Annotated in this window: 19 protein-coding genes and 1 pseudogene; 11 read left to right on the forward strand and 9 right to left on the reverse strand. The window is 52.2% G+C overall.

Going from position 1 to position 21,390, the window contains the following annotated elements; genetic code table 11:
* Positions 1-103 precede the first annotated feature (103 nt).
* Positions 104-2,170 (forward strand): TonB-dependent receptor, encoded by a 2,067-nt coding sequence (locus tag VV869_RS21735; RefSeq protein WP_337737034.1) that lies wholly within the window; start codon positions 104-106, stop codon positions 2,168-2,170.
* A gap of 364 nt (positions 2,171-2,534) precedes the next feature.
* Here the strand turns inward: VV869_RS21735 and VV869_RS21740 are convergent, their stop codons facing one another.
* A complete protein-coding gene (locus VV869_RS21740; protein ID WP_337737035.1) occupies positions 2,535-3,587 on the reverse strand; it encodes a LysR family transcriptional regulator in 1,053 nt (350 codons plus the stop codon).
* On the opposite strand from VV869_RS21740, the gene VV869_RS21745 reads away from it, so the two are divergent.
* Positions 3,557-4,342, forward strand: a complete 786-nt coding sequence (locus tag VV869_RS21745; RefSeq protein WP_337737036.1) for an NAD(P)H-dependent oxidoreductase — start codon at positions 3,557-3,559, stop codon at positions 4,340-4,342. The two genes, VV869_RS21740 and VV869_RS21745, sit on opposite strands and share 31 nt — an antisense overlap.
* A gap of 125 nt (positions 4,343-4,467) precedes the next feature.
* Here VV869_RS21745 and VV869_RS21750 read toward each other — a convergent pair whose 3' ends face one another.
* The 3 genes from VV869_RS21750 to VV869_RS21760 form a co-directional block, all read right to left on the reverse strand.
* Entirely contained in the window at positions 4,468-5,193 is a 726-nt protein-coding gene (locus VV869_RS21750) for an amino acid ABC transporter ATP-binding protein (protein WP_261604617.1), read from the reverse strand.
* A 19-nt stretch (positions 5,194-5,212) separates the two neighbouring features.
* Complete coding sequence (locus VV869_RS21755; protein WP_337737037.1) at positions 5,213-6,160, reverse strand: amino acid ABC transporter permease; 948 nt, start codon at positions 6,158-6,160, stop codon at positions 5,213-5,215.
* A gap of 72 nt (positions 6,161-6,232) precedes the next feature.
* Entirely contained in the window at positions 6,233-7,030 is a 798-nt protein-coding gene (locus VV869_RS21760) for a transporter substrate-binding domain-containing protein (RefSeq protein ID WP_337737038.1), read from the reverse strand.
* Between the two features lie 585 nt (positions 7,031-7,615).
* On the opposite strand from VV869_RS21760, the gene VV869_RS21765 reads away from it, so the two are divergent.
* On the forward strand, positions 7,616-8,956 hold the full coding sequence (locus tag VV869_RS21765) for a condensation domain-containing protein (protein ID WP_337737039.1): 1,341 nt from the start codon (positions 7,616-7,618) through the stop codon (positions 8,954-8,956).
* A 142-nt stretch (positions 8,957-9,098) separates the two neighbouring features.
* Positions 9,099-10,169 carry a 3-deoxy-7-phosphoheptulonate synthase gene (locus tag VV869_RS21770; RefSeq protein ID WP_337737040.1) on the forward strand — a complete coding sequence of 357 codons (1,071 nt, stop codon included), beginning with the start codon at positions 9,099-9,101 and terminating at the stop codon, positions 10,167-10,169.
* A 136-nt stretch (positions 10,170-10,305) separates the two neighbouring features.
* Here VV869_RS21770 and VV869_RS21775 read toward each other — a convergent pair whose 3' ends face one another.
* Positions 10,306-11,091 carry a 2,3-dihydro-2,3-dihydroxybenzoate dehydrogenase gene (locus VV869_RS21775; RefSeq protein WP_337737041.1) on the reverse strand — a complete coding sequence of 262 codons (786 nt, stop codon included), beginning with the start codon at positions 11,089-11,091 and terminating at the stop codon, positions 10,306-10,308.
* A 204-nt stretch (positions 11,092-11,295) separates the two neighbouring features.
* Here VV869_RS21775 and VV869_RS21780 point away from each other — a divergent pair, with 204 nt between their 5' ends.
* Together VV869_RS21780 and VV869_RS21785 are read left to right on the forward strand one after the other, a co-directional pair.
* Positions 11,296-12,477: an isochorismate synthase gene (locus tag VV869_RS21780; protein WP_337737042.1), complete on the forward strand. Its 1,182-nt coding sequence runs from the start codon at positions 11,296-11,298 to the stop codon at positions 12,475-12,477.
* 8 nt (positions 12,478-12,485) lie between these two features.
* Positions 12,486-14,102 carry a (2,3-dihydroxybenzoyl)adenylate synthase gene (locus tag VV869_RS21785; RefSeq protein ID WP_337737043.1) on the forward strand — a complete coding sequence of 539 codons (1,617 nt, stop codon included), beginning with the start codon at positions 12,486-12,488 and terminating at the stop codon, positions 14,100-14,102.
* A gap of 142 nt (positions 14,103-14,244) precedes the next feature.
* Here VV869_RS21785 and VV869_RS21790 read toward each other — a convergent pair whose 3' ends face one another.
* Complete coding sequence (locus VV869_RS21790; protein ID WP_337737044.1) at positions 14,245-15,138, reverse strand: isochorismatase family protein; 894 nt, start codon at positions 15,136-15,138, stop codon at positions 14,245-14,247.
* A 526-nt stretch (positions 15,139-15,664) separates the two neighbouring features.
* Between VV869_RS21790 and VV869_RS21795 the strand changes: the two genes are divergently transcribed.
* A complete protein-coding gene (locus VV869_RS21795) occupies positions 15,665-16,177 on the forward strand; it encodes a hypothetical protein (protein WP_337737045.1) in 513 nt (170 codons plus the stop codon).
* A complete protein-coding gene (locus VV869_RS21800) occupies positions 16,174-18,108 on the forward strand; it encodes a putative bifunctional diguanylate cyclase/phosphodiesterase (RefSeq protein ID WP_337737047.1) in 1,935 nt (644 codons plus the stop codon). The genes VV869_RS21795 and VV869_RS21800 overlap by 4 nt, the downstream gene beginning before the upstream one ends.
* A gap of 66 nt (positions 18,109-18,174) precedes the next feature.
* On the opposite strand, the gene VV869_RS21805 is transcribed toward VV869_RS21800, so the two are convergent.
* Entirely contained in the window at positions 18,175-19,155 is a 981-nt protein-coding gene (locus VV869_RS21805; protein ID WP_337737049.1) for a hypothetical protein, read from the reverse strand.
* A 96-nt stretch (positions 19,156-19,251) separates the two neighbouring features.
* Here VV869_RS21805 and VV869_RS21810 point away from each other — a divergent pair, with 96 nt between their 5' ends.
* Positions 19,252-19,431, forward strand: a complete 180-nt coding sequence (locus VV869_RS21810; protein WP_337737051.1) for a hypothetical protein — start codon at positions 19,252-19,254, stop codon at positions 19,429-19,431.
* Between the two features lie 9 nt (positions 19,432-19,440).
* A pseudogene (locus VV869_RS21815) lies at positions 19,441-19,539 on the forward strand (transposase); the annotation flags it as partial.
* A gap of 112 nt (positions 19,540-19,651) precedes the next feature.
* Here VV869_RS21815 and VV869_RS21820 read toward each other — a convergent pair.
* Complete coding sequence (locus VV869_RS21820) at positions 19,652-20,251, reverse strand: glutathione S-transferase family protein (protein WP_337737052.1); 600 nt, start codon at positions 20,249-20,251, stop codon at positions 19,652-19,654.
* Between the two features lie 96 nt (positions 20,252-20,347).
* Here VV869_RS21820 and VV869_RS21825 point away from each other — a divergent pair, with 96 nt between their 5' ends.
* Positions 20,348-20,578 (forward strand): hypothetical protein, encoded by a 231-nt coding sequence (locus VV869_RS21825; protein ID WP_337737053.1) that lies wholly within the window; start codon positions 20,348-20,350, stop codon positions 20,576-20,578.
* Positions 20,579-20,932: 354 nt separating this feature from the next.
* Here VV869_RS21825 and VV869_RS21830 read toward each other — a convergent pair whose 3' ends face one another.
* Entirely contained in the window at positions 20,933-21,337 is a 405-nt protein-coding gene (locus VV869_RS21830; RefSeq protein ID WP_337737060.1) for a DUF1353 domain-containing protein, read from the reverse strand.
* Positions 21,338-21,390 lie beyond the last annotated feature (53 nt).

The raw sequence follows: 21,390 nt of genomic DNA on the forward strand, positions 1-21,390 counted from the left end.
AAAACAATTATCATTAGTATTGCCAACCGAGTTAACTTTTACATAATTGTTGCGGCAACTTCAAATGTTTTTCTTCATTTTGTAATTAAGGATTTATTAGGTCATGAAGCCCATGGAATTAAGCAGCGGTATTTCAATCAGTCATGCCAACAAGACCAAACTTGCCACGCTCATCAGCATAATTTGTCTCGGTACCAGCATTTCTGCCTCAGCCAATGAGCAAGACAAAAATAAGAACATGGAAACGATCGTTGTGACCGGTGAAAGACTGGGTGGAACGCTTGCAGAAAATACCAGCTCGGTGACTGTATTCACTGAAGAAGCGGATAATGGTGAAGACCAAACCTACTACGACTTGCTGGATCGCGTTCCGAACGTGCTGAATGCCCCTTCTGGGATCCCACATATTCGGGGTGTCGACGGACGTGGCCCGGGTGAAGGGTTCCTGACCTTTATGACCGGTGCAACGCCCCGCGTGAACACGACGGTGGATGGTGTCTCCGAGTCCTGGACCGGTGAGGCCTTCGGCAAAGCCGGGCTGTGGGATACCGAGCAGGTCGAGATTTATAAAGGCCCTCAGTCAACCAACCAGGGTCGAAACAGTATTAGTGGTGCCGTAGTCATCAAGACTAAAGATCCAACGTTCTACACCGAGAGCAAAGTTCGCGCCGGCTATGAAAATGAAGATGATAAATACCATCTGGCGGGCATGGTTTCGGCACCGATTGTCGATGAGAAGCTTGCCTTCCGTCTGGCCGCAGAAGGGACCAAAGGCAATACCCCAATTCAATACTCGTTGCCGAACAATGACCAGTATCCTTGGGATCCGTCAGAGATTGAATCCTTTAATGTCCGGGGGAAATTGTTATTCAGACCTATGGGTAATGACAAGTTGACTGCAAAACTGACGGTCGGCAGCCGGAATGAAGAAGGCCAGTATACCAACTTGGTATCACAGGAAGGCACATTTATTTATAACGACAAAGCAGGGACTCGTCGCCAGGAAACCAAGAGTTGGAACGTCAATTTCGATGTGGCTTATCTGATCAACGACGAATTAGCTCTAGATGTCCTGCTGGCCCAACGTTATTACTCGACCGATTTTGAATCCTACCCACGGGTGAAATGGTGGGGCGACGTCGACGAGGACAATTACACCGCCGAAGCCAAAGTTTCGTACAATTCTCTCGATGATAAATACCGGGCGACATTCGGTATCAGCAGCTACTTCAAGGATCAGGATACCCAAACGGATTCATTACAGCGTAAAGACGAAGTACTAACCAACGCGATCTACTTTGATTCTAAAGTCAAACTCACCGACCGTTGGGGACTCTTACTCGGCGCGCGTTATGAGCATGACGACCTCAAGCGCGATTTTGGTGCATCTAAGTTCTCAATCGAATTTAATGCAGATGAAGACAATGACATTTTCCTGCCGAAAGTCGGGGTCACATACGATATCTCTGACAAATCAATCATTGGTTTAACGGCACGTAAGGGTTATAACGTCGGCGGCCTGGGCTTTAACGAATTCAAACAAGAGGTGTTTGCCTTTGATCAGGAAGAAGTGTGGACCTACGAGCTGAGTTCCCGTTCAACCTTTATGGACAATAAACTAGGCCTCACTGCCAACGTCTTCTATAACGATTACGAGAACTACCAAACCTCTGTTCGTGGTGACAGCGGTAATCGGTTTGATACCTTCATTGCCAACATTCCGGAAGGAACGACTTACGGTACAGAAATCGAAACAACGTACTGGTTTGATTCCGGTTTGGATATTTTCGCATTTGTTGGTCTGTTAAAAACCGAAATCAAAGAAAGCCCAACCGGGATCATGGGGAATTTCCAAGGGAATGAGTTCAGTTATGCACCGGAAGTATCGGCCGGACTTGGCTTTACTCAAAACTTCGATTCCGGCATCTTCTTCGGCGCGCGTGTCAACCACGTCGCAGATTACTATACAGACTTGAAAAATGATGAAAGTAAATCAGCGGGTGATTATACGGTGTTGAACCTCAATGCGGGTTATGCCCGTGATAACCTGACCGTTCGTGCATACGTGAAAAACGTTGCGGATACCGATTACGTTATTCGCCAGAAGAACGACATGTTTGAAGTTGGCGGACCTCGCACCATTGGTGTCGTTGCTGATTATCAATTCTAACCGCCTTTCGCTTGGCTCTGATTGATTGCCAAGCGATGGTTTTAGTTGAAATCAATCAGGGCAATTTTATCTTCCTCGAAACCCGATTTAATGGGGTTCGTTGAAATAAAATTGCCCTGTTTTTTATTGAGCTCACATTGAGATCACGACATTCGATTCGCCGTTACAACGCATTTCTGCCATCAAAGTGAGTGATCTTCAGCTCTCTTGGTTCGAGGTTCTCTACACATCCTAAATTAATTCTGTATTTGCCTGGCTCATACGATGTGTCATGGAAAGGGTAAATCCCGCAGACGCTGCAAAAGTGATGATTCACATCATTCCCTCTTATCGAGGTTAGCCACACGAGACAAGTCTGATCACGTCATTTCTTAAGCGCCATCATATGGCTAATCGTTTCACGTACCCAGCGATGTGCACTGTGCCCATGATTGCGCTCATGCCACACCATGCCAACAGAGAACCCAGCCGAGGTAATGGGAGAAGAGACGACGGTCAAATTCGTCCGCCCCTCAACCAGCCGCTTCGGCACTAAAGCGACCAAGTCTGACTGAGACACGATCTCAGGGACAATCAAAAAAGAAGCGGCAGATAGAGCGACCTCGCGCGTGTACCCCAACGTTTTTAGTGCCTGATCAATCGGTGTCAGAAAGCTTCCTTCATTCAGTGAAAGCACAATATGTTCAAGCCGGACATAGTCATCTATCGTCATTCCTTCAGCAAGGTGCGGGTGGTCCTGACGCCCGATCAGCACATACGTTTCATCATATAAATGTTTGCAACGAAGAGCCGAAGGCGCTGCTTCGGGGGTCATGAGCGCAAGATCCACTTCGCCGTTGGCCATTTGAGATTCCAACCGGATCGGTTCAAGCGCCCGCAATCCGATCTTCACTCCGGGAGCTTGCTGTCTCAACGCTTTGATCATGGATAAACCAATCACGGATTGCAGGTAATCCGTGCAGGCGATCATCACGGTTAGATTGGCTTGCAAGGGATCGAAAGATTGATGCGTTGTCAATGTGTCCCGCACCTGATCCATCGCAAGCCGCAACGGTGAACTTAACTCCAGGGCCTTTGCGGTCGGAATCATCCCATGTCGGGCAGGGATCAGTAACTGATCATTGAACAAATCTCGCAAACGGCTGAGCTGGGCGCTCACTGCAGGCTGACTCAGATGTAAACGACTGGCCGCCTTGGTGACATTTTTCTCTTCAATCAAGACCTCAAGCGTTGCCAGCAAGTTAAGATCGAGCCGTTTGGTATCCATTTCGTTTATACCTAATGTAAAAAATCTGAATTTCTTCGATATTTCAATGTACTGCACAATGGTTTCTGCATCTACAAGAAAGAGCGCCTCGCTCGTTGCACCCACTGAAGGAAAAATCGATGACTCAAACAGTATTAGTTGTGTATGCACACCCGGAACCGATGTCTCTGACCCGCCGATTCGTGAGCGAAACGATACAAACCCTGGAGCAGCAAGGCCACGAGGTTTTGCAATCAGATCTTTACGGCATGAACTGGAAAGCTCATTTTGACCAGGACGACTTCCCCAACCGGCTCGACAATGACCGCCTTTCTTTGATTCATGAGTCCGGACATGCTTATACAACGGGCCAACAAACCCAAGATGTTGAGGCAGAGCAGCAGAAGCTTCTGGCCGCTGACGCCGTCATCTTCCATTTTCCGCTGTGGTGGTTTGGGATGCCGGCGATTCTGAAGGGGTGGATAGACCGCGTGTATGCTTACGGATTTGCCTACGGCTACAAAGGCCAGGGCAATCGCTATCGATACGGAGACGGTATTTTCAAAGGGAAACGCGCCTTGTTATCGGTCATGATCGGCGGGCCCGCGGACGACTACGGCCCTCGGGGGATTAATGGCCCCCTGGATGAGCTCCTCTTTCCCATCACCCACGGTGCGCTCTTTTTTCCCGGCTTTGATGTGTTACCGACCCATGCAATTTACGGCACGGGGAAGTTAGAACAAGGCACGGCGGAGAAGGCGCTGACGGCCTGGCGTTTACGGCTCAGAAATATCTTTAATGAAACCCCCATTCCGTTCCGGCATCAGAATAGTGGCGATTATCAGCGTCATACTTTAGCTGATCACCTCGCAGCAGGGGAATCGGGATTGTCGATTCATATGGATCATCACTCACCTGAGTTCTAAGCAAATCTCCTCAAATCGCAGGGCTTTCTTATCTCGCTCCAAAGCAAGCCCCTCAGCCCCATAAAACACAAAGCCTGACCAGCGTCAGGCTTTGTTTGTTTAAGACCGGCACCATAAAAGCCGCACTACAGGATCTTCGACAAGAACTGCTGCAACCGCGGATGCTCAGGCGCGTCAAAAATGTCTGCCGGGCTGCCGCCCACTAGCAGCTCGCCATCTTCCATGAACAGCACCCGGTCGGCGACTTCACGGGCAAAGCCCATTTCGTGGGTCACCACCACCATAGTCATCCCTTCCGCGGCCAGATCTTTCATCACGTCCAGCACCTCGCCGACCATTTCCGGATCCAGTGCCGAGGTCGGCTCGTCAAACAGCATCACATCCGGCTGCATCGCCAGCGCGCGGGCAATGGCCACCCGCTGCTGCTGACCGCCGGACAGCTGCGACGGGTAGACATTCATTTTTTCAGCCAGCCCGACCCGCTTGAGCAGCGCCTCAGCTTCCGGCTCCAGTTCGGCCCGGCTGCGACCCAGCACCTTCTCCGGTGCCAGCATCACATTGCCTTTCACCGTCTTGTGCGGGAACAGGTTGAACGACTGAAACACCATGCCGACATTGGCACGCAAATCATTGATGTTGGTCGATTTGGCATACATATCCAGACCATCAATCTGGATTGCCCCTGAGCTGATCACTTCCAGCTGGTTCAGGGTTCGCAAAAAGGTCGACTTGCCGGACCCGGACGGGCCGATAATCACCACCACTTCGCCGCGCTTGACGGTCGCACTGACATTTTTCAGCGCATGGCATTGATTGGGATACACCTTGTTGACATCGGTTGCGACGATCATGTCATCGCCCTGATACGCTCTAGTCACTGCTCGCCATCCTCTTTTCAATCCGCTGAACACCCCACGACAGGCTCGTGGTCAACACCAGGTACAATCCGGCCACTACAAACCAGACTTCAAACGTGGCAAAGCTGCCGCTGATCACTTCCCGTCCCGCCTTGGTCAGATCGGTAATGGAAATCACCGACACCAGGGACGAGTCCTTGATCAGGGTGATCAACTGCCCGGCCATCGGCGGCAAGGTGCGCTTAAACGCCTGCGGCAAAATCACGTGCATCATGGCTTTGGGATAACTCATCCCCAGCGAGCGCGCGGCTTCCATCTGGCCCGGTGGAATCGACTGGATCCCCGAACGGATGATTTCTGCGATATAGGCCCCGGTGAAAATCGACAGCGCCGCAACCCCGGCAGTAAACCGCTCCAGTTCAAAAATGGTGCCGAGAAAGAAGTAGACGATAAAGATTTGCACCAGCAACGGCGTGCCCCGGATCACTTCAACATAAAGCAACGACAGGTTTCTGCTAATTGGGTTATGGGAGATCCGCATCAGCCCGGCCACCAGACCGAGTACGATCGCAAAGCACAGTGAGAGCACCGAAATTTTCAGCGTCATCCAGAGCCCTAAAGTCACCGGTCCGATGGTCCATTGTTCGCTGCGAGCAATCACGTCCCCTTCAAAGACTAAATCGCCGGGCTGAACCAGCCGCTCGTCATAGCCGGTGATCTGCTGTGGGGTGTCGCTGTAATCAAGCTGAATGGTCAGGGAGTTGTCAGCATTGAGCACTACTGTGCCGTCCCCCTGGGCACGGAACTCCTGCGGCGAGGTATCGACAATAAACGGCAACACCCGTTGCCACTGCCAGTTATAGTTAATGGTTTTAGAGGCTTGGTAGAGGCCCAGCATCAGTGCACCAACAATGGCGAAGGATGCCAGGTGCCAGAGCCAGCGGTGAGTCGTCTTCATCATACTTCTTCCTTAGACGTCCTGTGGGATCACAATCCGCAGCGACCGCCCCGGCGGCCGCTGCAGTACAACGGCTTATTGCACCTGGCTCAGCCAGCTGTCGCTCTTGAACCACTTGTCGTAAATTCGATCGTACGTCCCGTCACCTTTCACCTGACGCAGGAAGTTATTGAGGAAGTTGAGCATATCAATATCGCCCTGGGCGACGGCCCAGCCCAGCGGCTCATAGGTGAACGGTTGTTCCAGGTGCACCACTTTGCCGTTATTTTGCGCGGCATAAATCGCATTGAACGGCATGTCATACACCAGGGCATCCGCTTTACCGTTGGCCACTTCCAACGCCGCATCAGCCTGGGTTTCAAACACATTCATCTTGGCATTGCCGATCATCCGCTTGCTCGCCTGCTCCCCGCTGGTGCCGAGCTTAGACACGATGGTGTACTTACTGTTGTTCAAATCGCGATAGCTGGTGACTTCGCCTTTCAGCTTCGGATTGAGCAAAATACTCTGGCCGATGACGATATACGGATCAGAGAAATTCACGCGCATGTTCCGCTGAGCATTAATCGTCATCCCGGCATTGATCATATGGCACTTGCCGGTCAGCAAGGTCGGAATAATCCCATCCCAGGCGGTGTTGACCGGCACATATTTCACGCCCATCTGACGAGCCATCAGCCTGCCGAGATCGATATCAAACCCGATATAAGAGCCGTTTTTGCTCTTCATCTCGAACGGCATGTAACCGGCATCAAAACAGACGCGCAGCTCCCCCGACTCAACAATATCATCCAGAATCGGTCCGGCCGTGGCGGTGCTCGACACCCCAATCAATGCACACGTCGCAATCATGCTTTTCAGAAACTTTCGCATAAACATCCTTGTATCCTTTGTTATGAATAAAAATACGCTTGCTCAGCGCGATACAGCTAGGTTATAGCAAAGATAATCTTGCAAACTCAAACCGACACGGATAAAAAACAACCACTCCATGACGCAATTGTTGATGCTCTAAAAGCATCAAATGCCAACTAAAACAATAAAACCAGCATGTATACCAAATTTTAATACGCCAGATCAGCCATAAACACCAAAAGAATAACAATTCACAAATAATGATTTTTAAGTTATTTATTTGAGAATTAAAACACTAAATAATCAATTTAACTGCAAGACTATTCTAATCGATATCGTCATTCGCCTCCGTGTTCAGCGTTTCAATTCACCTTCCCCCTGACGTCAACACCCCGGCTCTTTTTCTCCAGAGCAAAAACAAAAAACATGATCTTGATGCAAATGATAATGATTGCCATTTATATTGATAAATTTATTATTTTAACCATAACGTGTCCTGGTTCACCGCCGTGACATCCCATGCCAGGGGTTTCCACGGCTTCAGAATACGTTCGGAACACGTATGGATACTGCTATATCTCACCTGATCACAAGGTACAAAACATGTCAGAACATGCCCTGAACTGGATGCCACTCACGCTGCCCCAACTGGATTTTTGGGAAGAATTTTCCTGTCACCCGGATGAGCCCCTGTCCACCGTTGCCCATACCATCGACATTCGCGGTGTGATTGATGAACAGGCACTCAGCCTGGCCATTGAACAGGCAGTCCGGGAAACTGATGTCCTGTCGCTGCGTTTTCGCATCGGTGAAGACGACCACACCCCGGAACAAGCCCGGGATCCGCAGCGCCAGCCTCAGCTCCGTCTGATTGATCTGCAAGGCCATGCTATTCCAGAGCAGGCCGCCAAAGCCCTGATGCAAGTGGATGTCGATGCCCCGCTGAACCTGCTCAGCCAGCCCCTGTCCGCTCAGTGGCTGATCAAACTCGATGCATCCCGCTATCTCTGGTATATCCGGGCTCACCACATTGTGATGGACGGCTTTGGGATGACCTTACTGGAGCAACGCTGTGCCACCTTGTATGCCCACTTCCTGGGTCAAGGGGAAGCTGGCGCCCCGTTCAACGCCTTCGCCAGCTTCCTCGACGAAGAGCAGAGCTATCGCAGCAGCAGCCGTTTTGAGCAGGATAAAGCCTTCTGGCAAGACTACCTGGCGAGCAGCAATGCGCTGACGGTGCTGAACAAAGAAGACGACTTCGGCGAGGAAACACTGCATTTCAGTTGCGAGCTTTCCCCGGCCCTGAGCGAGCAGCTCAAAGCGATGGCGGGCGAGCTGAAGATGGGCTGGCCGGATCTGCTGGTCAACCTCTCCGGCCTCTACCTGTACCGCTTTTTGGACCAACCCGGTGATAATCCACGCAGCAACTCAATGCCGTTGTGGGTCCCGTTCATGAGTCGCTGGGGCAGCGTCGGGGCTTATATGCCGGCTTTGCTGGTCAACATCCTGCCGTTCAAAGTCACCGTCAACCCGAATGACACTCTGGCCCGCTACCTGACCGGCAGCGGTCAAGCGCTGCGACAGCTCTACAGCCGTGGTCGTTACCGGATCGAGCAGATTGCCGCCGATCAGGGGCTGACTGCCAACAGCCGCTACTTTTTCTCGCCCTTTGTTAATGTGCTGCCGTTCGATCCTCCCGTGTTTACCGGGTGTGAGGTCAAACATCGGGTGATCACCAGTGGCCCGGCCGACGGCTTCAATATCACCTTCCGCGGGCGGACCAACGCCGACGCCCTGAGCCTGAGCCTGGATGCCGATCCCCTGGCATATCCACAGGAAGCCTTTGAGCAGCATCAGCATCGCCTGCTTCAGTTTCTGGAAGCCGTGCTATCGCCGGATGCCCTGCCCCTGCCGATCAGTACACTTTATCAACGTGTTGAATGAATTCAGGCTGAAATCAAAGCGTTGCGAACACCTTGACAACCGCGGAGCCTCTTCCTCATAATCACCACTTGATAATAATTACCATTTTCAAGTGAGTAATCTTTTAGCCCGTACAGAAAGACCTGCCTCGTGAGGGATACACATGCAAATGCTCCAAAAAGTAATGCGCTCAACCGCTGTTGAGTCACTGCCTTATGTTGAAGACCTACTCAGCGACATCGCCCTAGATCCCGCCAGCGACCAGTTGATTGCTCAGAAAAGACAAGCCATCAGCAACATCCTGCGTGGTCACGATGATCGCCTGATACTGATCGTCGGCCCGTGCTCGATCCATGATCCTCAGGCCGGTCTTGAGTATGCCGCCCGGCTGGCCGAGCTACAGCAGGACTATCACGATCAATTACTGATCGTGATGCGAACCTATTTTGAAAAGCCGAGAACCCGGGTGGGCTGGAAAGGGCTGGTGGTGGATCCGGATCTCGACGGCAGCCACAACATGCCCAAAGGGCTCCGGATCGCCCGCCAGTTTCTTCATGATGTGATCCAACTGGAGCTGGCAACGGCAACCGAGTTTCTTGATACCACGGTGTATCCGTATCTCAGCGATCTGATCTGCTGGGGCGCGATCGGCGCGCGGACCACGGAATCTCAAATCCACCGCCAGATGGCTTCCGGTCTGCCGTGTCCGATCGGGTTCAAAAACGGGACGGACGGCAATGTCGAGATTGCTATGGATGCAATCCATGCCGCCCAGGCATCGCATCATCTGTGTATTTCCGGGCTACGCAGCGGCCCGCAGATGGTGATGACCGGAGGGAATCCGGATGGCCATGTGATTTTGCGCGGCGGCAAAACCCCGAACTACAGTTCCGAAGATGTGGTTGCCGTGACCCAACAGCTCGAAGCCAGCCAGCTCTCCCCCCGCCTGATCGTTGACTGCAGTCACGGCAATAGCCTGAAAGTGGCGAAAAACCAGCTTCATGTCGCCGAAGACCTGGCCCGGCAACTGATCGACGGCGAGCAATATATTGCCGGGGTCATGGCGGAAAGCTTCCTGGTCGGCGAAAGCCAGAAACTTGGTGAGCAGCCGCTGAGCTACGGCCAGTCCATCACCGACGCCTGCCTCAGCTGGGACGATACCCGCACGCTGATCGACACTCTGGCCAATGCCAAGGAAATAGCGCTCAGCAAACAATATTCAACGGTCGCCTGAGCCTGACGCCGGATTTGAAAAACCATTACAAAACGCCGGTTTGCGTTTCCCGAACCGGCGTAAATCAGTTGTCGTTTGACAGTCTGTCATCTGCTCCAAAGTCAAAGCAGCCCCGACCACGGTCAAACTAGCCCTGCTAGTTATCCAGCGTTGCCCCGCCGTCAACCCGCAGATCATGCATGGTGATGTGATTAGCCGCCTCGGAGAGCAGGAACAGGACGGTACCTGCGATATCCTGCGGCTCGGCAATCTTTCCGAGCGGGATCCCCAACCGGTACTGCGCGGCATCCCCGGCAATCACCTGCGGCTCGCCATAGCTCTCGGTCCAGAGCTGCTGCTGCATCTCAGTTCGGGTTGACCCCGGGCTGACAAGATTACAGCGAATGCCATACGGTGCCAGCTCGATACCCATACTTTTCACCAACATATGCAGGGCGGCTTTCGACGCCGGATAGGCCCCCATATTCGGCCGCGGGGTATTGGCGGCATTCGAGCCCACCACCACCATCGCGCCGCGACCGGCCTGTTTCATCGGCCCACTCAATGCCTGCATCACCGCCAACGCACCGAAGGCATTAATCATGAACGTCTCCTGCACCGCCGCGATATTCATGTCACTCAAACTCCCCAGATGCAGGATCCCGGCACAGCTGGCCAGATCCGTGATCGGGCCATACTTGTCCTGGAGCGCAACGATCACCGTCGGAACCGCGTCCGGCGCTTTCAAATCCAGTCGATCGCAATGCAGCTGCGCCGGATACTGCGCGCGCAGTGTCTCGGTGTTGGCCAGCAACAAGTCCAGGTCGACATCGGTGGCAATCACACGCGCCCCGGCCCCCAACAGGGTTTGCACCACGCTCAATCCAATGCCCCGCGCGGCGCCGGTCACCAAGATGTTCTTGCCTTCAAGTGACAACTTCATTTTCCACAACCTTATGATTTACATGCGTTAAATCAAGCTCACCACATCAACATCAATCGATTCATAAAAAAATGTGAGCTTACCTCAAAAACAACGATATTTATCAAATACCAATGATAACTATTCGCATTTTTATTGTTATCAATGTAATGTGACTCGCACAATTTCGCAATAGATCGCGTTTGATATATAAGAGGGAACACCATGCAACGTGAAGTCATCGGCTATTCCAAAATGGCCCAAGAGCTCATCGAGCAGCAGCTGACCACGTCACCTTTCTTTTTTGCCTCACCATCCAATACCTTGTTCGGCGTCGGCGTGGCACAGGAATTCCACCAGCCAATCCCGTTTACCGACCTGGCCAGACAGGCCACGACGATGCTTCAGGCAGCCAAAAAGGACGAGACCGATAATCCGGTCCTGTTCGGGATTGTTCCGTTCAGTGACGACAACCCGACCCGATTCGTGATCCCGGAGAAACTGTATGTCTCCAGCAGTACGCGTGGCAGCCTGTCCCGCCCGAATATGGTGTCGCAAGCCAAGCTGATTTCGTCGCCATCCGGCCAGCAGTACCGCCAGGGTGTGGAAGATCTGCTGGAAATGTTTGCTACCACCGGCCTGTCGAAAGCGGTGCTTTCTCGCGCCGTGGAAGTGGCGACCCACGAAGACATTCCGCTCCAGAATTTGCTCAACAACCTACTGGCGATCAACAGCCGGGGATATACATTTGCCGCCAATACCCAGGCCGGTACCAAGCTGATGGGCGCCAGTCCGGAGCTGCTGGTGGCGAAAAAAGGCAGCCATCTGGTGTCCAACCCGCTGGCGGGTTCGCGACCACGCTCGGAGTCTGAAGCGCTCAACGACGCATCCCGCCTGTCGTTGCTCAACACCCAGAAAGATCTGCACGAACACGGCTTGGTGGTCGAAGAAGTCGAACGAGTCCTGAGCCGCTACTGCCATAATCTCTACACGCCGATGGTCCCGTCAGTGATCGAAACCCAGACCATGTTGCACCTGTCGACAGTGCTGGAAGGGCAAGTCACCGACCCACACCTGAACGTGCTGCAAATTGCCGCTGACTTGCACCCGACGCCGGCCGTCTGTGGCTATCCGCGTGAAGATGCCTATCAGGCGATCCGCAAGATTGAGCAATTTGATCGCGGCTACTTCACTGGCATGGTCGGCTGGTGCGATGCTCGCGGCAATGGTGAGTGGGTGGTCACCATCCGCTGCGCCGAAGTTCAGAAACGGCAGATGAAAGTCTATGCCGGGGCCGGCATTGTCAACGAGTCCGTGCCGCAAAGTGAGCTGGATGAGACCGGTGCCAAAATGGGGACCATTCTCTCGGCCGCCGGAATTCAACTCAACGACCAGCTGACCGCCTAGGAGTGACCATGAACCACAACACCGAACTGACCGCCTGGCCAGACGCCCAGGCCCGCCAGTACCGCGAGCTGGGCTACTGGCAGGATCGAACCCTGCTGGATCACTTCCGCCAAACCGCGGCGCAGTTTCCTGAGCAGCCGGCCGTCATTTGTCAGGACCGCACTTTCACTTATCGCGACATGAACCTGCACATCGGTCGTCTCGCCGCCGGGTTCAAAGCCCTGGGGCTGACACCGGGCGACAATGTGGTGCTGCAAATGACCAATGTCGCCGAGTTCTACACTTGCTTCTTTGCTCTGCTGCAATTGGGGGTGCGCCCGGTGCTGGCCTTGCCGGCCCATCGTCAGGCCGAGATCACCTACTTCTGCGATCATTCCGAAGCGAAAGCCTATCTCATTGACGGAGCCAGCACCGCGTTCGGTTATCAGGCGCTGGCCCGCGATGTCGTCGCAAGCTGCCCGAGCCTCAAGCATGTCATTGTCCGCGGTGAGCTGGCCCCGACAGACGATCCGCGCTTTATTTGTCTTGCCGATTGCGAACAAGCACCCGAGACCGCGCAAACAGCCGATCCTTCGGATATCGCTTTCTTCCAGCTCTCTGGTGGCACCACCGGCACCCCGAAGCTGATCCCCCGCACCCACAACGATTACGCCTACAGCGTTACCGGCAGCGTCGAGATTTGCAAGTTCAGCCCCGACACCCGCTATCTGTGCGCCCTGCCGGTGGCCCATAACTTTCCGCTCAGCTCCCCAGGCGCCCTGGGGGTATTCTGGGCCGGTGGCTGCGTGGTGCTGACCCAGAACCCGGCGCCGCAAGCCGCCTTCGAACTGATTGAAAAACACCGGGTGACCGTCTCGGCGCTGGTGCCGCCGCTGGCCCTGCTGTGGATGGATCACGCCGCCAATACGCCGTACGACCTCTCGAGCCTGACTCTGGTTCAGGTCGGCGGGGCCAAGTTCAGCGAAACCGCCGCCAAAGCGCTGCCGGGCAAACTGAACTGCCAGCTCCAGCAGGTGTTCGGTATGGCCGAAGGACTGGTCAACTACACCCGCCTGGATGACCCGATTGAGGTGATCACCCAAACCCAGGGTCGGCCGATCTCAGCCCACGACCAGGTCCGGGTGGTCAACGATGCCGGTCAGGATGTCGCAGTCGGTGAAGAAGGCTTCCTGCTCACCCAAGGGCCTTACACCATTCGCGGCTACTACCGGGCCCCGGCCCATAATGAACGCTCCTTCAGCCAGGACGGCTTCTACCGGACCGGCGATATCGTCAAACGCACCGCCGAAGGCAATTTGATTGTCACCGGGCGGGATAAAGATCAGATCAACCGCGGCGGCGAGAAGATCGCTGCAGAAGAAATCGAGAATCAATTGCTGCGCCATGAAGGGATCCATGATGCGGCCCTGATCGCGATTCCGGATGACTATCTGGGGGAGCGCAGTTGTGCGGTGATCGTTCCTCAAGCAGGCGTTGAACTGCGCCCGATCGCACTCAAGCGGTTTCTGCGTGATTTGGGGATCGCCGATTATAAAATCCCGGATAAAATCGCCTTCAGTGAGGCGCTGCCGAAAACTTCCGTCGGTAAAATCGACAAAAAAGCACTGCGCGTCACGTATGCCTGAAGCCCTGGCTTCACTGACACGCAATCAAAAGCCCGAGGATGTCCTCGGGCTTTGTTGATCGATTCAAATCTAACTCGTTTCAAATCTGACTCGCTTCAAATCTGAATAATAGTGCTGACGCTTTTACAACCAAGGCGGCAGATTAAGCCACCACGGGCTCGGCGTATGTCTCGGCCTGCGGGGACGCCATCAGTGCCCACCATTCGCGTAGGGTGACTTTTTCCATCAGCTGCGCAAAGGTGACCTTCGCGCCCTGCTGGTTCCACTGCTCCAGCAGCATCATGGCGCGAATGGAATCCAAGCCCAGGAACATCAGGTTCTCGTCAACGTCCACTTCGTCCAAATCCAATGCCAGCACTTCGGCAACATCCTGCTGCATCGCGTCAAGGGTCAGCGCCGGTTTTACAGATTGCGACATCGCAGCCAGTGCCGCAGACAGCGGCTGAATATTCCCGGCACGACCGGCCAGGTAGCTCAGGGCAAACTCATGATCAGCCAGCGAGAAATCAGCAATCGCATCGCCAATCACAAACGGCTTGATATCGAGCATAAAGGCATCCAGCGCGGTCGACAGAATCCCGATATGGCCGTAAATCCCACAGATGATCAGCTGATCTTTGCCTTGCTCCTGCATGTAGTCCAGCAACGGGGTCTTTTTGAACGCACTGTAACGCCATTTCACATATTGCAGATCATCATGTTCCGGGGCGAGCTCAGCAATAATGGCCGTTTCTTCCTTCAGTCCCGTTCCCCAAAAGTCGGTCAGCAAAGCGCGATCTTCCGGCGCCTGATTCGCCGGCTGCGCCGTATACACCACCGGGATCCCGGCTTGCTTGGCCGCAGCCTTCAGGGTCAGGATATTTTGCTTCAGCTCCTTCATCGGCGACTGATCTGCCTGATAGAAGTTGACGAAATATTCCTGCATATCATGGATCAACAGCACGGCTTTGGCCGGTTCAATTTGCCAGTTGGTTTTGTTGGTCGGGTAACTTTCAGTTGCAGGGAGCGTATAACTCTCAATGCTTGGGATGGCCATTGTTGCTTGATCCTTTTCTATTTTCATCCAATAGCGTTCGACGACACCACACGCACTTGCCACCGGCACCACCATGCAGCGCATCATCAACCTTGACGACCAACCGCATGTTCAGCTGTCGGGTATCGTTCGAACGACAACAAACACAAATGATATTTATTATCATTGCTTTTTACAACAATAAGCCTGGTTATTTCTTGAAGCTCGTGCAGAAGAATGACAAAAAAGTCAGAGAAGGCGATGCGAAAGCAACAGCATCGTTACCTCGCAGGCGCTCCCGGGCCCCTGCGCAAACATACTCATTTGGTATAGTAATCCGACAAATAACATTGATCTCAATGAATTTGTGCTAGGTTTTTCAAAGAAGCCGTATGGTTTTCTGCTCAGTAAGGCCTGGGGTTCCACACAGCCATGTGAGGCCGGAGCATTGAGCCTGAGCATAATCACCAGCCACCGTCAATCTGAGATCACCACCCGAACACAGGCAATCCCCGTCAAGTGCTTAGCAGGATGCAGGAGCGAGACTATGTGGACCCCGATACAATTTTCCCTGATAGCCCTCAGCTTCATCACGTTTATCGGCTCCGCTTCCGCGGCTGCGCTGCCTCCCCCGCAAGAGACCGTGATCCTGACCGTCAGTGGCCAAATCGAGCATACCAACGCCCTGCGCCAGGCCCGGTTTGACCGCCAAATGTTGCTGCAGCTCCCGCAGTCAACCATCACCACCCAAACGCCCTGGACGGAAAAAGCTCATGTCTATGAAGGGGTGCTGTTGCAAGATCTCCTTCACTATGTCGGCGCTCACGGGCATACACTCGCAGCCACAGCTCTGAACGATTACCAGACCCAAATCGACCTGGACACCATTCAACCCTATCCGGTGCTGCTGGCTTTAAAAGACAACGGGCGCCTGATGCGGGTCAGAGACAAAGGCCCTATCTGGATCATCTATCCGCTGTCTGAGCATCCGAATCTGGATCAACCTCAGCACCATGAAGATATGATTTGGCAATTACGCACCCTGGATATTCGCCCATGAGAAAAGTGAAAATTCTGCTGGTCGCATGCGTAGTGCTGCTGTTTGCGATCAGCTCCGTGGTCAGCACCCAGCGCCAGCACCAGGTGTCTGGCCTTATCTCACTGTCGATTAAAACTGTCGGCTGGTCTTCTTCCGAACTGGAGATGGAAACCCTTAAATTCATGCAGGCCCTGCGGCGGATTGCCCTGAACGATCTCAGCCAGAAGGACGTCTCGTTGCGTTTTGATCTGCTCTGGAGCCGTATTGATGTGCTCGCCGCCGGCGAAGAATCCCGCCCCTTCCGCAACCAGCCCGGGGCCACCGAGTTACTGCAGCGCTTCAAACAGCACCTGATGACCATTGAGCCCGAGGTACTTGCGCTCAAGCCGGGCGATCAAGCCGCCCGACGCCTGGAACAAGCGCTCAAACCTTTTCAGCAGCAAGTCCGGAGCCTGAATGTCCGAAGTGCCGCCGGCGAAAAAAGCTGGCGCGATCTACAACAAATCTCCAGCCTGCAACACGAAGCCAACCTCTTTTTACTGGGTTTGCTCCTCAGTGGGAGTAGCCTGATTTTCTTGTTGATCAGGGAAAGTACCACCAATCTCAAGCAGGCCCTGCATGACAGCCTGACCGGCCTGGCCAACCGCCATGCTTTTCACTTGAAACTCCAGCAGGCCATTGCCGCCGGCCACAAACATCACACCGGGATCGCCGCCTTGATGCTCGACATGGACGGCTTTAAACACATCAACGATCAACTGGGTCACGCCATTGGCGACCAACTCCTGCAAGCCATCGCGGCGCTACTGAAAACTACGGCCGGATCGGGCAACATCGTCGCCCGGCTGGGCGGCGATGAATTCGGCATTCTCCTTGAGCAGAACGCTACCCCGGCGTCCTGCCGCAAGCTGGCGTCGCAGCTCAGTACCGCGCTCAAGCAGGGGATCACCATCCAGGGCCACCGGCTTTACCCGCAGCTCAGTATCGGGAGTAGCTTCTTCCCGGAGGATGCCACGCAGCCGGACATCCTGATGCGCCATGCCGATTTGGCCATGCACTATGCCAAACATGACCCCAAAACTGGCTATCGCCGGTTTGAACAGCCGATGGAAGATAAACGCCAACGATTCCACACCCTGGCAGAAGATTTGGTCGCCGCGCTGGCCAACCATGAACTCCAGCAACACTATCAGCCGATTGTGTGCCTCAAGACCCGGCGCATCGCACTGGTGGAATCCCTGCTGCGCTGGCACCATGTGCAGTACGGGGATATTTCGCCAACCGAGATCGTGACGGTTGCCGAGCGCGCCGGGCTGGCTGAGCAGCTCAATGCCTGGGTACTCACCACGGCCTGTACCCAGAGCATGGCCTGGCGAAAAGCCGGGCTACCTGCAATCCGAATTTCTGTGAATATCTCGCCCGCCATGTACACCCGATATGATTTAGCCGGGATGCTCACCCGAGTTCTGTCGCAAACCGGTCTGCCTGCGGATCAGTTAGTGCTGGAGATCACCGAAGATACCACCATGCAGGATATCGACAGCTCGCCGCAGATCCTCAACCAGTTGCGCCGCCTGGGCGTCGAGCTGGCCCTGGATGACTTCGGCACCGGGTACTCTTCCCTCAGCCATCTCAAATCAATGCCATTTCAGAAATTAAAAATTGATAAAAGCTTTATCCAGGCCTGCTCTCCAACGTCTCCCCAAGCCAACAGTTTTCTGCGGACCATCATTCGCCTTGGTCAAAGCCTGGGGATGGCCGTGGTTGCAGAAGGGATTGAGACCAAAGCGCAGTACGAGTACCTGGTTGATGAAGGCTGCCAGTTCGGCCAGGGGTTCTGGTTCCACCGCCCCATGACCGGTGACGAGCTTGCCGCCATCCTCAGAGAGCGCCAGCAGCAGGACAACGTCAGCTACCTGAGCAACAAGACAGCGGTAGAGCGGCAAGTGTGAGCCGTCATGTGGAATGAAAATACAGCTAAGATTTAGCGATTGAAGCTATCGTCGTTTGTTATGAAGCTATATTTCGAGCCCTACAAACTTGTGTTCGACGTTGATGCCTTTCCAGCCATTACGCATTAAACATTGTAAGCTACTGATGATAAGTGATATTCCAAAATTGATTGTTTCAAAGATAGCAGCATTGGAGTCATCATCCATAATGTGAGATACATTATACCCTCCATGAACAAAAGAACTTCGTAAATCATTTAGATCTCTAAGCTTCTTCTTTAAACGCTTCTGCTGACGTTCTTCTACGTTTAGTAGAAAGTTAACTTTTTCACTTATATCCGTAAAGCCTCGCCCAGCGTTTGTACCATATATTGCTTCAAGAGCATGAAACACCCAAGGCACAGTGCTAATGTCATAGTCATCCATACGTACCATATGCAAAAGTGAAAATATCGCTTTCTCAACAGAGGTTGAAGCAACTACTTTAGTATCGATTCCTAACGAGCGATACCAATCAAAACTAGTTTTGATACTTACGTACTCTACGAAAGGAACTTTCCGAGTAAATGTATTTTCCAGCGCACATTCGAATGAAAAACTCGAAATCTTTATTGGTGTATATTTGTCATCGTCTTCAAGCTTAGCGTTGAAGAAATTGATTAAACCAGGAGCAGCCAAGTTACAAACGATGAAGAGGTCTAGCAAATATCTGTGGAGGTAAGTTTGAATCTTGTGATCATCGACCCTTGAATTAACAGATATATTGATCGGTACAGATATCTCTTTGAGGCGCGTCATTTGCTTGTACAACATGCCGTCAATTACCATATGGTACGGACCTTCTATGTCCTCACTTTCTATAAATATTTCTTCAAGCTGAGTCCAATCCATTGATATGTTGAAATTGATATCCTCCCAAACGAACTGGTCATTTCGGTAAACTTCACATAGTTCCCTAATTGCCGCCAAGTCTTTAGAAGAAATATCACCTTCGACTTCATTATGTCTAGGAGACCAATTTATCAATAAATTACTACTATATTCCACGATACGTCCTTTGCTTAATAACGAATGACATGGACTCCCCCTCATCAGACTTTGCCACACTTGGTATGCCTGATTACAAAATCGCCGGAGGCCACCATGTCACAATCTATCTATGGCATTAATTTAGCCAAACATAGCTTCAGTATCCACGGAGAGGATCACCAAGGCAAGCTGTTGATCCACAAAACAATATCACGTTCTAAAGTTCTCTCGACGCTTGCCAATATTCCGCCAGAAATTATCAGGATGGAAGCCTGCGGGGCCTCTCATGAGTAACTTTCCTAACTCAGTTACATCACCAAGAAACAAGCCGCCGCGTTAGTCGGCGTGGCACCTATGAACAGAGAAAGTGGACGCTATAAGGGGCTCAGGAAAATACAAGGCGATTGTAGTGGCCAGGTCAACACCAATGATTGTGGTATTCATCTTCTTCTCCCAAAGTTTTGACTCCCCAAAAAGGTTAGCCAGAATTTAGAGCGGGAGTCCAATTATCTTGTTATGCTTGTGGTTCTGAAACCACGACACGGTCATTTGCCCTTATGTACATCAAATGCTTGTCGTAAAAGCCGTTTCTCGCACAACCATGTTGCAACGCTTTTTTGTAGATTGAAGCTACAAATATATCGGCTACGCTGAAGTCCTTACCTACTGCAAACCCTGATTCTCGACAGATCGACACACTTAACTTTTCTAGGCACCGCATAATCCAGCCCCCACGAAGTTCACGCTTTGACGTCTCATCTAACTCTGGACGCATGAACCTTAATACCGTTCTGTTTTGGGGAGAGTGGATACTAGAGTTTACGTATTCACAAACTCTGCGGATGTGTGTTTTTTCATTAAGGCTTTTGCCAAATAAACCCGGATTAGGAAAGCGTTCTTCCAAATACTCAATAATTGCCATTGATTCGGAAAATATCGAACCATCGACACGAAGAGATGGGACATAGCCAAAAGGATTTATATTCAGGTATGTTGTCGCTAGTTCGTCAGAGCTGATCTCAATTCTATTGTAATTTATACCCTTAAAATTGAGGACCCACTCCACCCTTTCAGAGCTATTCGAACCTTTTGCACTATACAGCGATACTTCCATATATTCTCCCGAAAAGCATAACGAATGACATGGACTATCCCTCATCAGACTTTGCCACACTTGGTAAGTCTGATTACAAAATCGCCGGAGGCCACCATGTCACCATCTGTCTATGGCATTGATTTAGCCAAACATAGCTTCAGCATCCACGGTGAGGATCACCAAGGCAAGCTGTTGATCCACAAAACAATATCACGATCGAAAGTTCTCTCGACGTTTGCCAATATCCCGCCAGCAATTATCGGGATGGAAGCCTGCGGGGCCTCCCATTACTGGGCCCGAGAGCTGGCTAAACTCGGTCATACGCCAAAGATTATGGCATCATAATATGTGGCGCCTTTCATAACGTGGGCCAAAAGCGATCTCAATGACGCCGTCGCGATTTGTGTTGCTGTTGCCCGAAGTGCCAGCAACGCACGGCCGGGGTAGCCAGAAAAGGCAAACAGAATAAGGAGAATGGCACTGACCGCAACCAGGAGAAAGCCGACGCATTAACGAACTCAGGCGGTAACCCATTGAAGTGAAACACAGCGTGATCACTTCCAGGCTGCACTCGCCCTGAAGCAAGCCGCGGGCGCAATGCCCACCACCCCCCAATCGAGCAATTAACTTAATAAGGCTGTCCGGGCTTGTCCAGCACCCGGATAGAAGTGTCGGCTGCGCGACAGGTATCCTTATTTGTTATGCACGTGGTTCTGGGGCAATATGCACAACTTTTTTATTCTTTGGGTCAGTCGAAGGGCGACCTCCAATTTTGAGACCAAGATAGTACACATGAGCTATTTCTTCCAGAACACCATCTTCAATGCATATTTTTTCGAAAATTTTGTCTGCTTCATCTTTATATACATCGGGATCTAGAAACTCATTTCGCATTAGCTGGTAAAGTGCATCATGAACTAAAGAGGCTCTCATATTTTCTTTTGTGTCGACGACTGGACCAGACGGTCCATCCCAAGCATAACCTCTTTTAATATGTAGATTCCCTTTCGAATCTAATTTTAGAAAGTTATTGTGTAGTGGCATAGTTAATTTGGCCATCTGATTAGAGGTGATATCATCACCTCGGAAGTTAACAGGTGACACAATGACAAAACGTAGCAGAAGAACATTTAGTCCCGAGTTTAAACTTGAAGCCG

The organism is Photobacterium sp. MCCC 1A19761 (assembly GCF_037389125.1).
Lineage (GTDB): Bacteria > Pseudomonadota > Gammaproteobacteria > Enterobacterales > Vibrionaceae > Photobacterium.

Coding starts and splice junctions, on each gene's coding strand:
- VV869_RS21735 (WP_337737034.1), top strand. CDS start 104: ATGAAGCCCATGGAATTAAGCAGCGGTATTTCAATCAGTCATGCCAAC.
- VV869_RS21745 (WP_337737036.1), top strand. CDS start 3,557: ATGACTCAAACAGTATTAGTTGTGTATGCACACCCGGAACCGATGTCT.
- VV869_RS21750 (WP_261604617.1), bottom strand. CDS start 5,193: ATGATCGTCGCAACCGATGTCAACAAGGTGTATCCCAATCAATGCCAT.
- VV869_RS21755 (WP_337737037.1), bottom strand. CDS start 6,160: ATGATGAAGACGACTCACCGCTGGCTCTGGCACCTGGCATCCTTCGCC.
- VV869_RS21760 (WP_337737038.1), bottom strand. CDS start 7,030: ATGCGAAAGTTTCTGAAAAGCATGATTGCGACGTGTGCATTGATTGGG.
- VV869_RS21765 (WP_337737039.1), top strand. CDS start 7,616: ATGTCAGAACATGCCCTGAACTGGATGCCACTCACGCTGCCCCAACTG.
- VV869_RS21770 (WP_337737040.1), top strand. CDS start 9,099: ATGCAAATGCTCCAAAAAGTAATGCGCTCAACCGCTGTTGAGTCACTG.
- VV869_RS21775 (WP_337737041.1), bottom strand. CDS start 11,091: ATGAAGTTGTCACTTGAAGGCAAGAACATCTTGGTGACCGGCGCCGCG.
- VV869_RS21780 (WP_337737042.1), top strand. CDS start 11,296: ATGCAACGTGAAGTCATCGGCTATTCCAAAATGGCCCAAGAGCTCATC.
- VV869_RS21785 (WP_337737043.1), top strand. CDS start 12,486: ATGAACCACAACACCGAACTGACCGCCTGGCCAGACGCCCAGGCCCGC.
- VV869_RS21790 (WP_337737044.1), bottom strand. CDS start 15,138: ATGGCCATCCCAAGCATTGAGAGTTATACGCTCCCTGCAACTGAAAGT.
- VV869_RS21795 (WP_337737045.1), top strand. CDS start 15,665: ATGTGGACCCCGATACAATTTTCCCTGATAGCCCTCAGCTTCATCACG.
- VV869_RS21800 (WP_337737047.1), top strand. CDS start 16,174: ATGAGAAAAGTGAAAATTCTGCTGGTCGCATGCGTAGTGCTGCTGTTT.
- VV869_RS21810 (WP_337737051.1), top strand. CDS start 19,252: ATGTCACAATCTATCTATGGCATTAATTTAGCCAAACATAGCTTCAGT.
- VV869_RS21820 (WP_337737052.1), bottom strand. CDS start 20,251: ATGGAAGTATCGCTGTATAGTGCAAAAGGTTCGAATAGCTCTGAAAGG.
- VV869_RS21825 (WP_337737053.1), top strand. CDS start 20,348: ATGTCACCATCTGTCTATGGCATTGATTTAGCCAAACATAGCTTCAGC.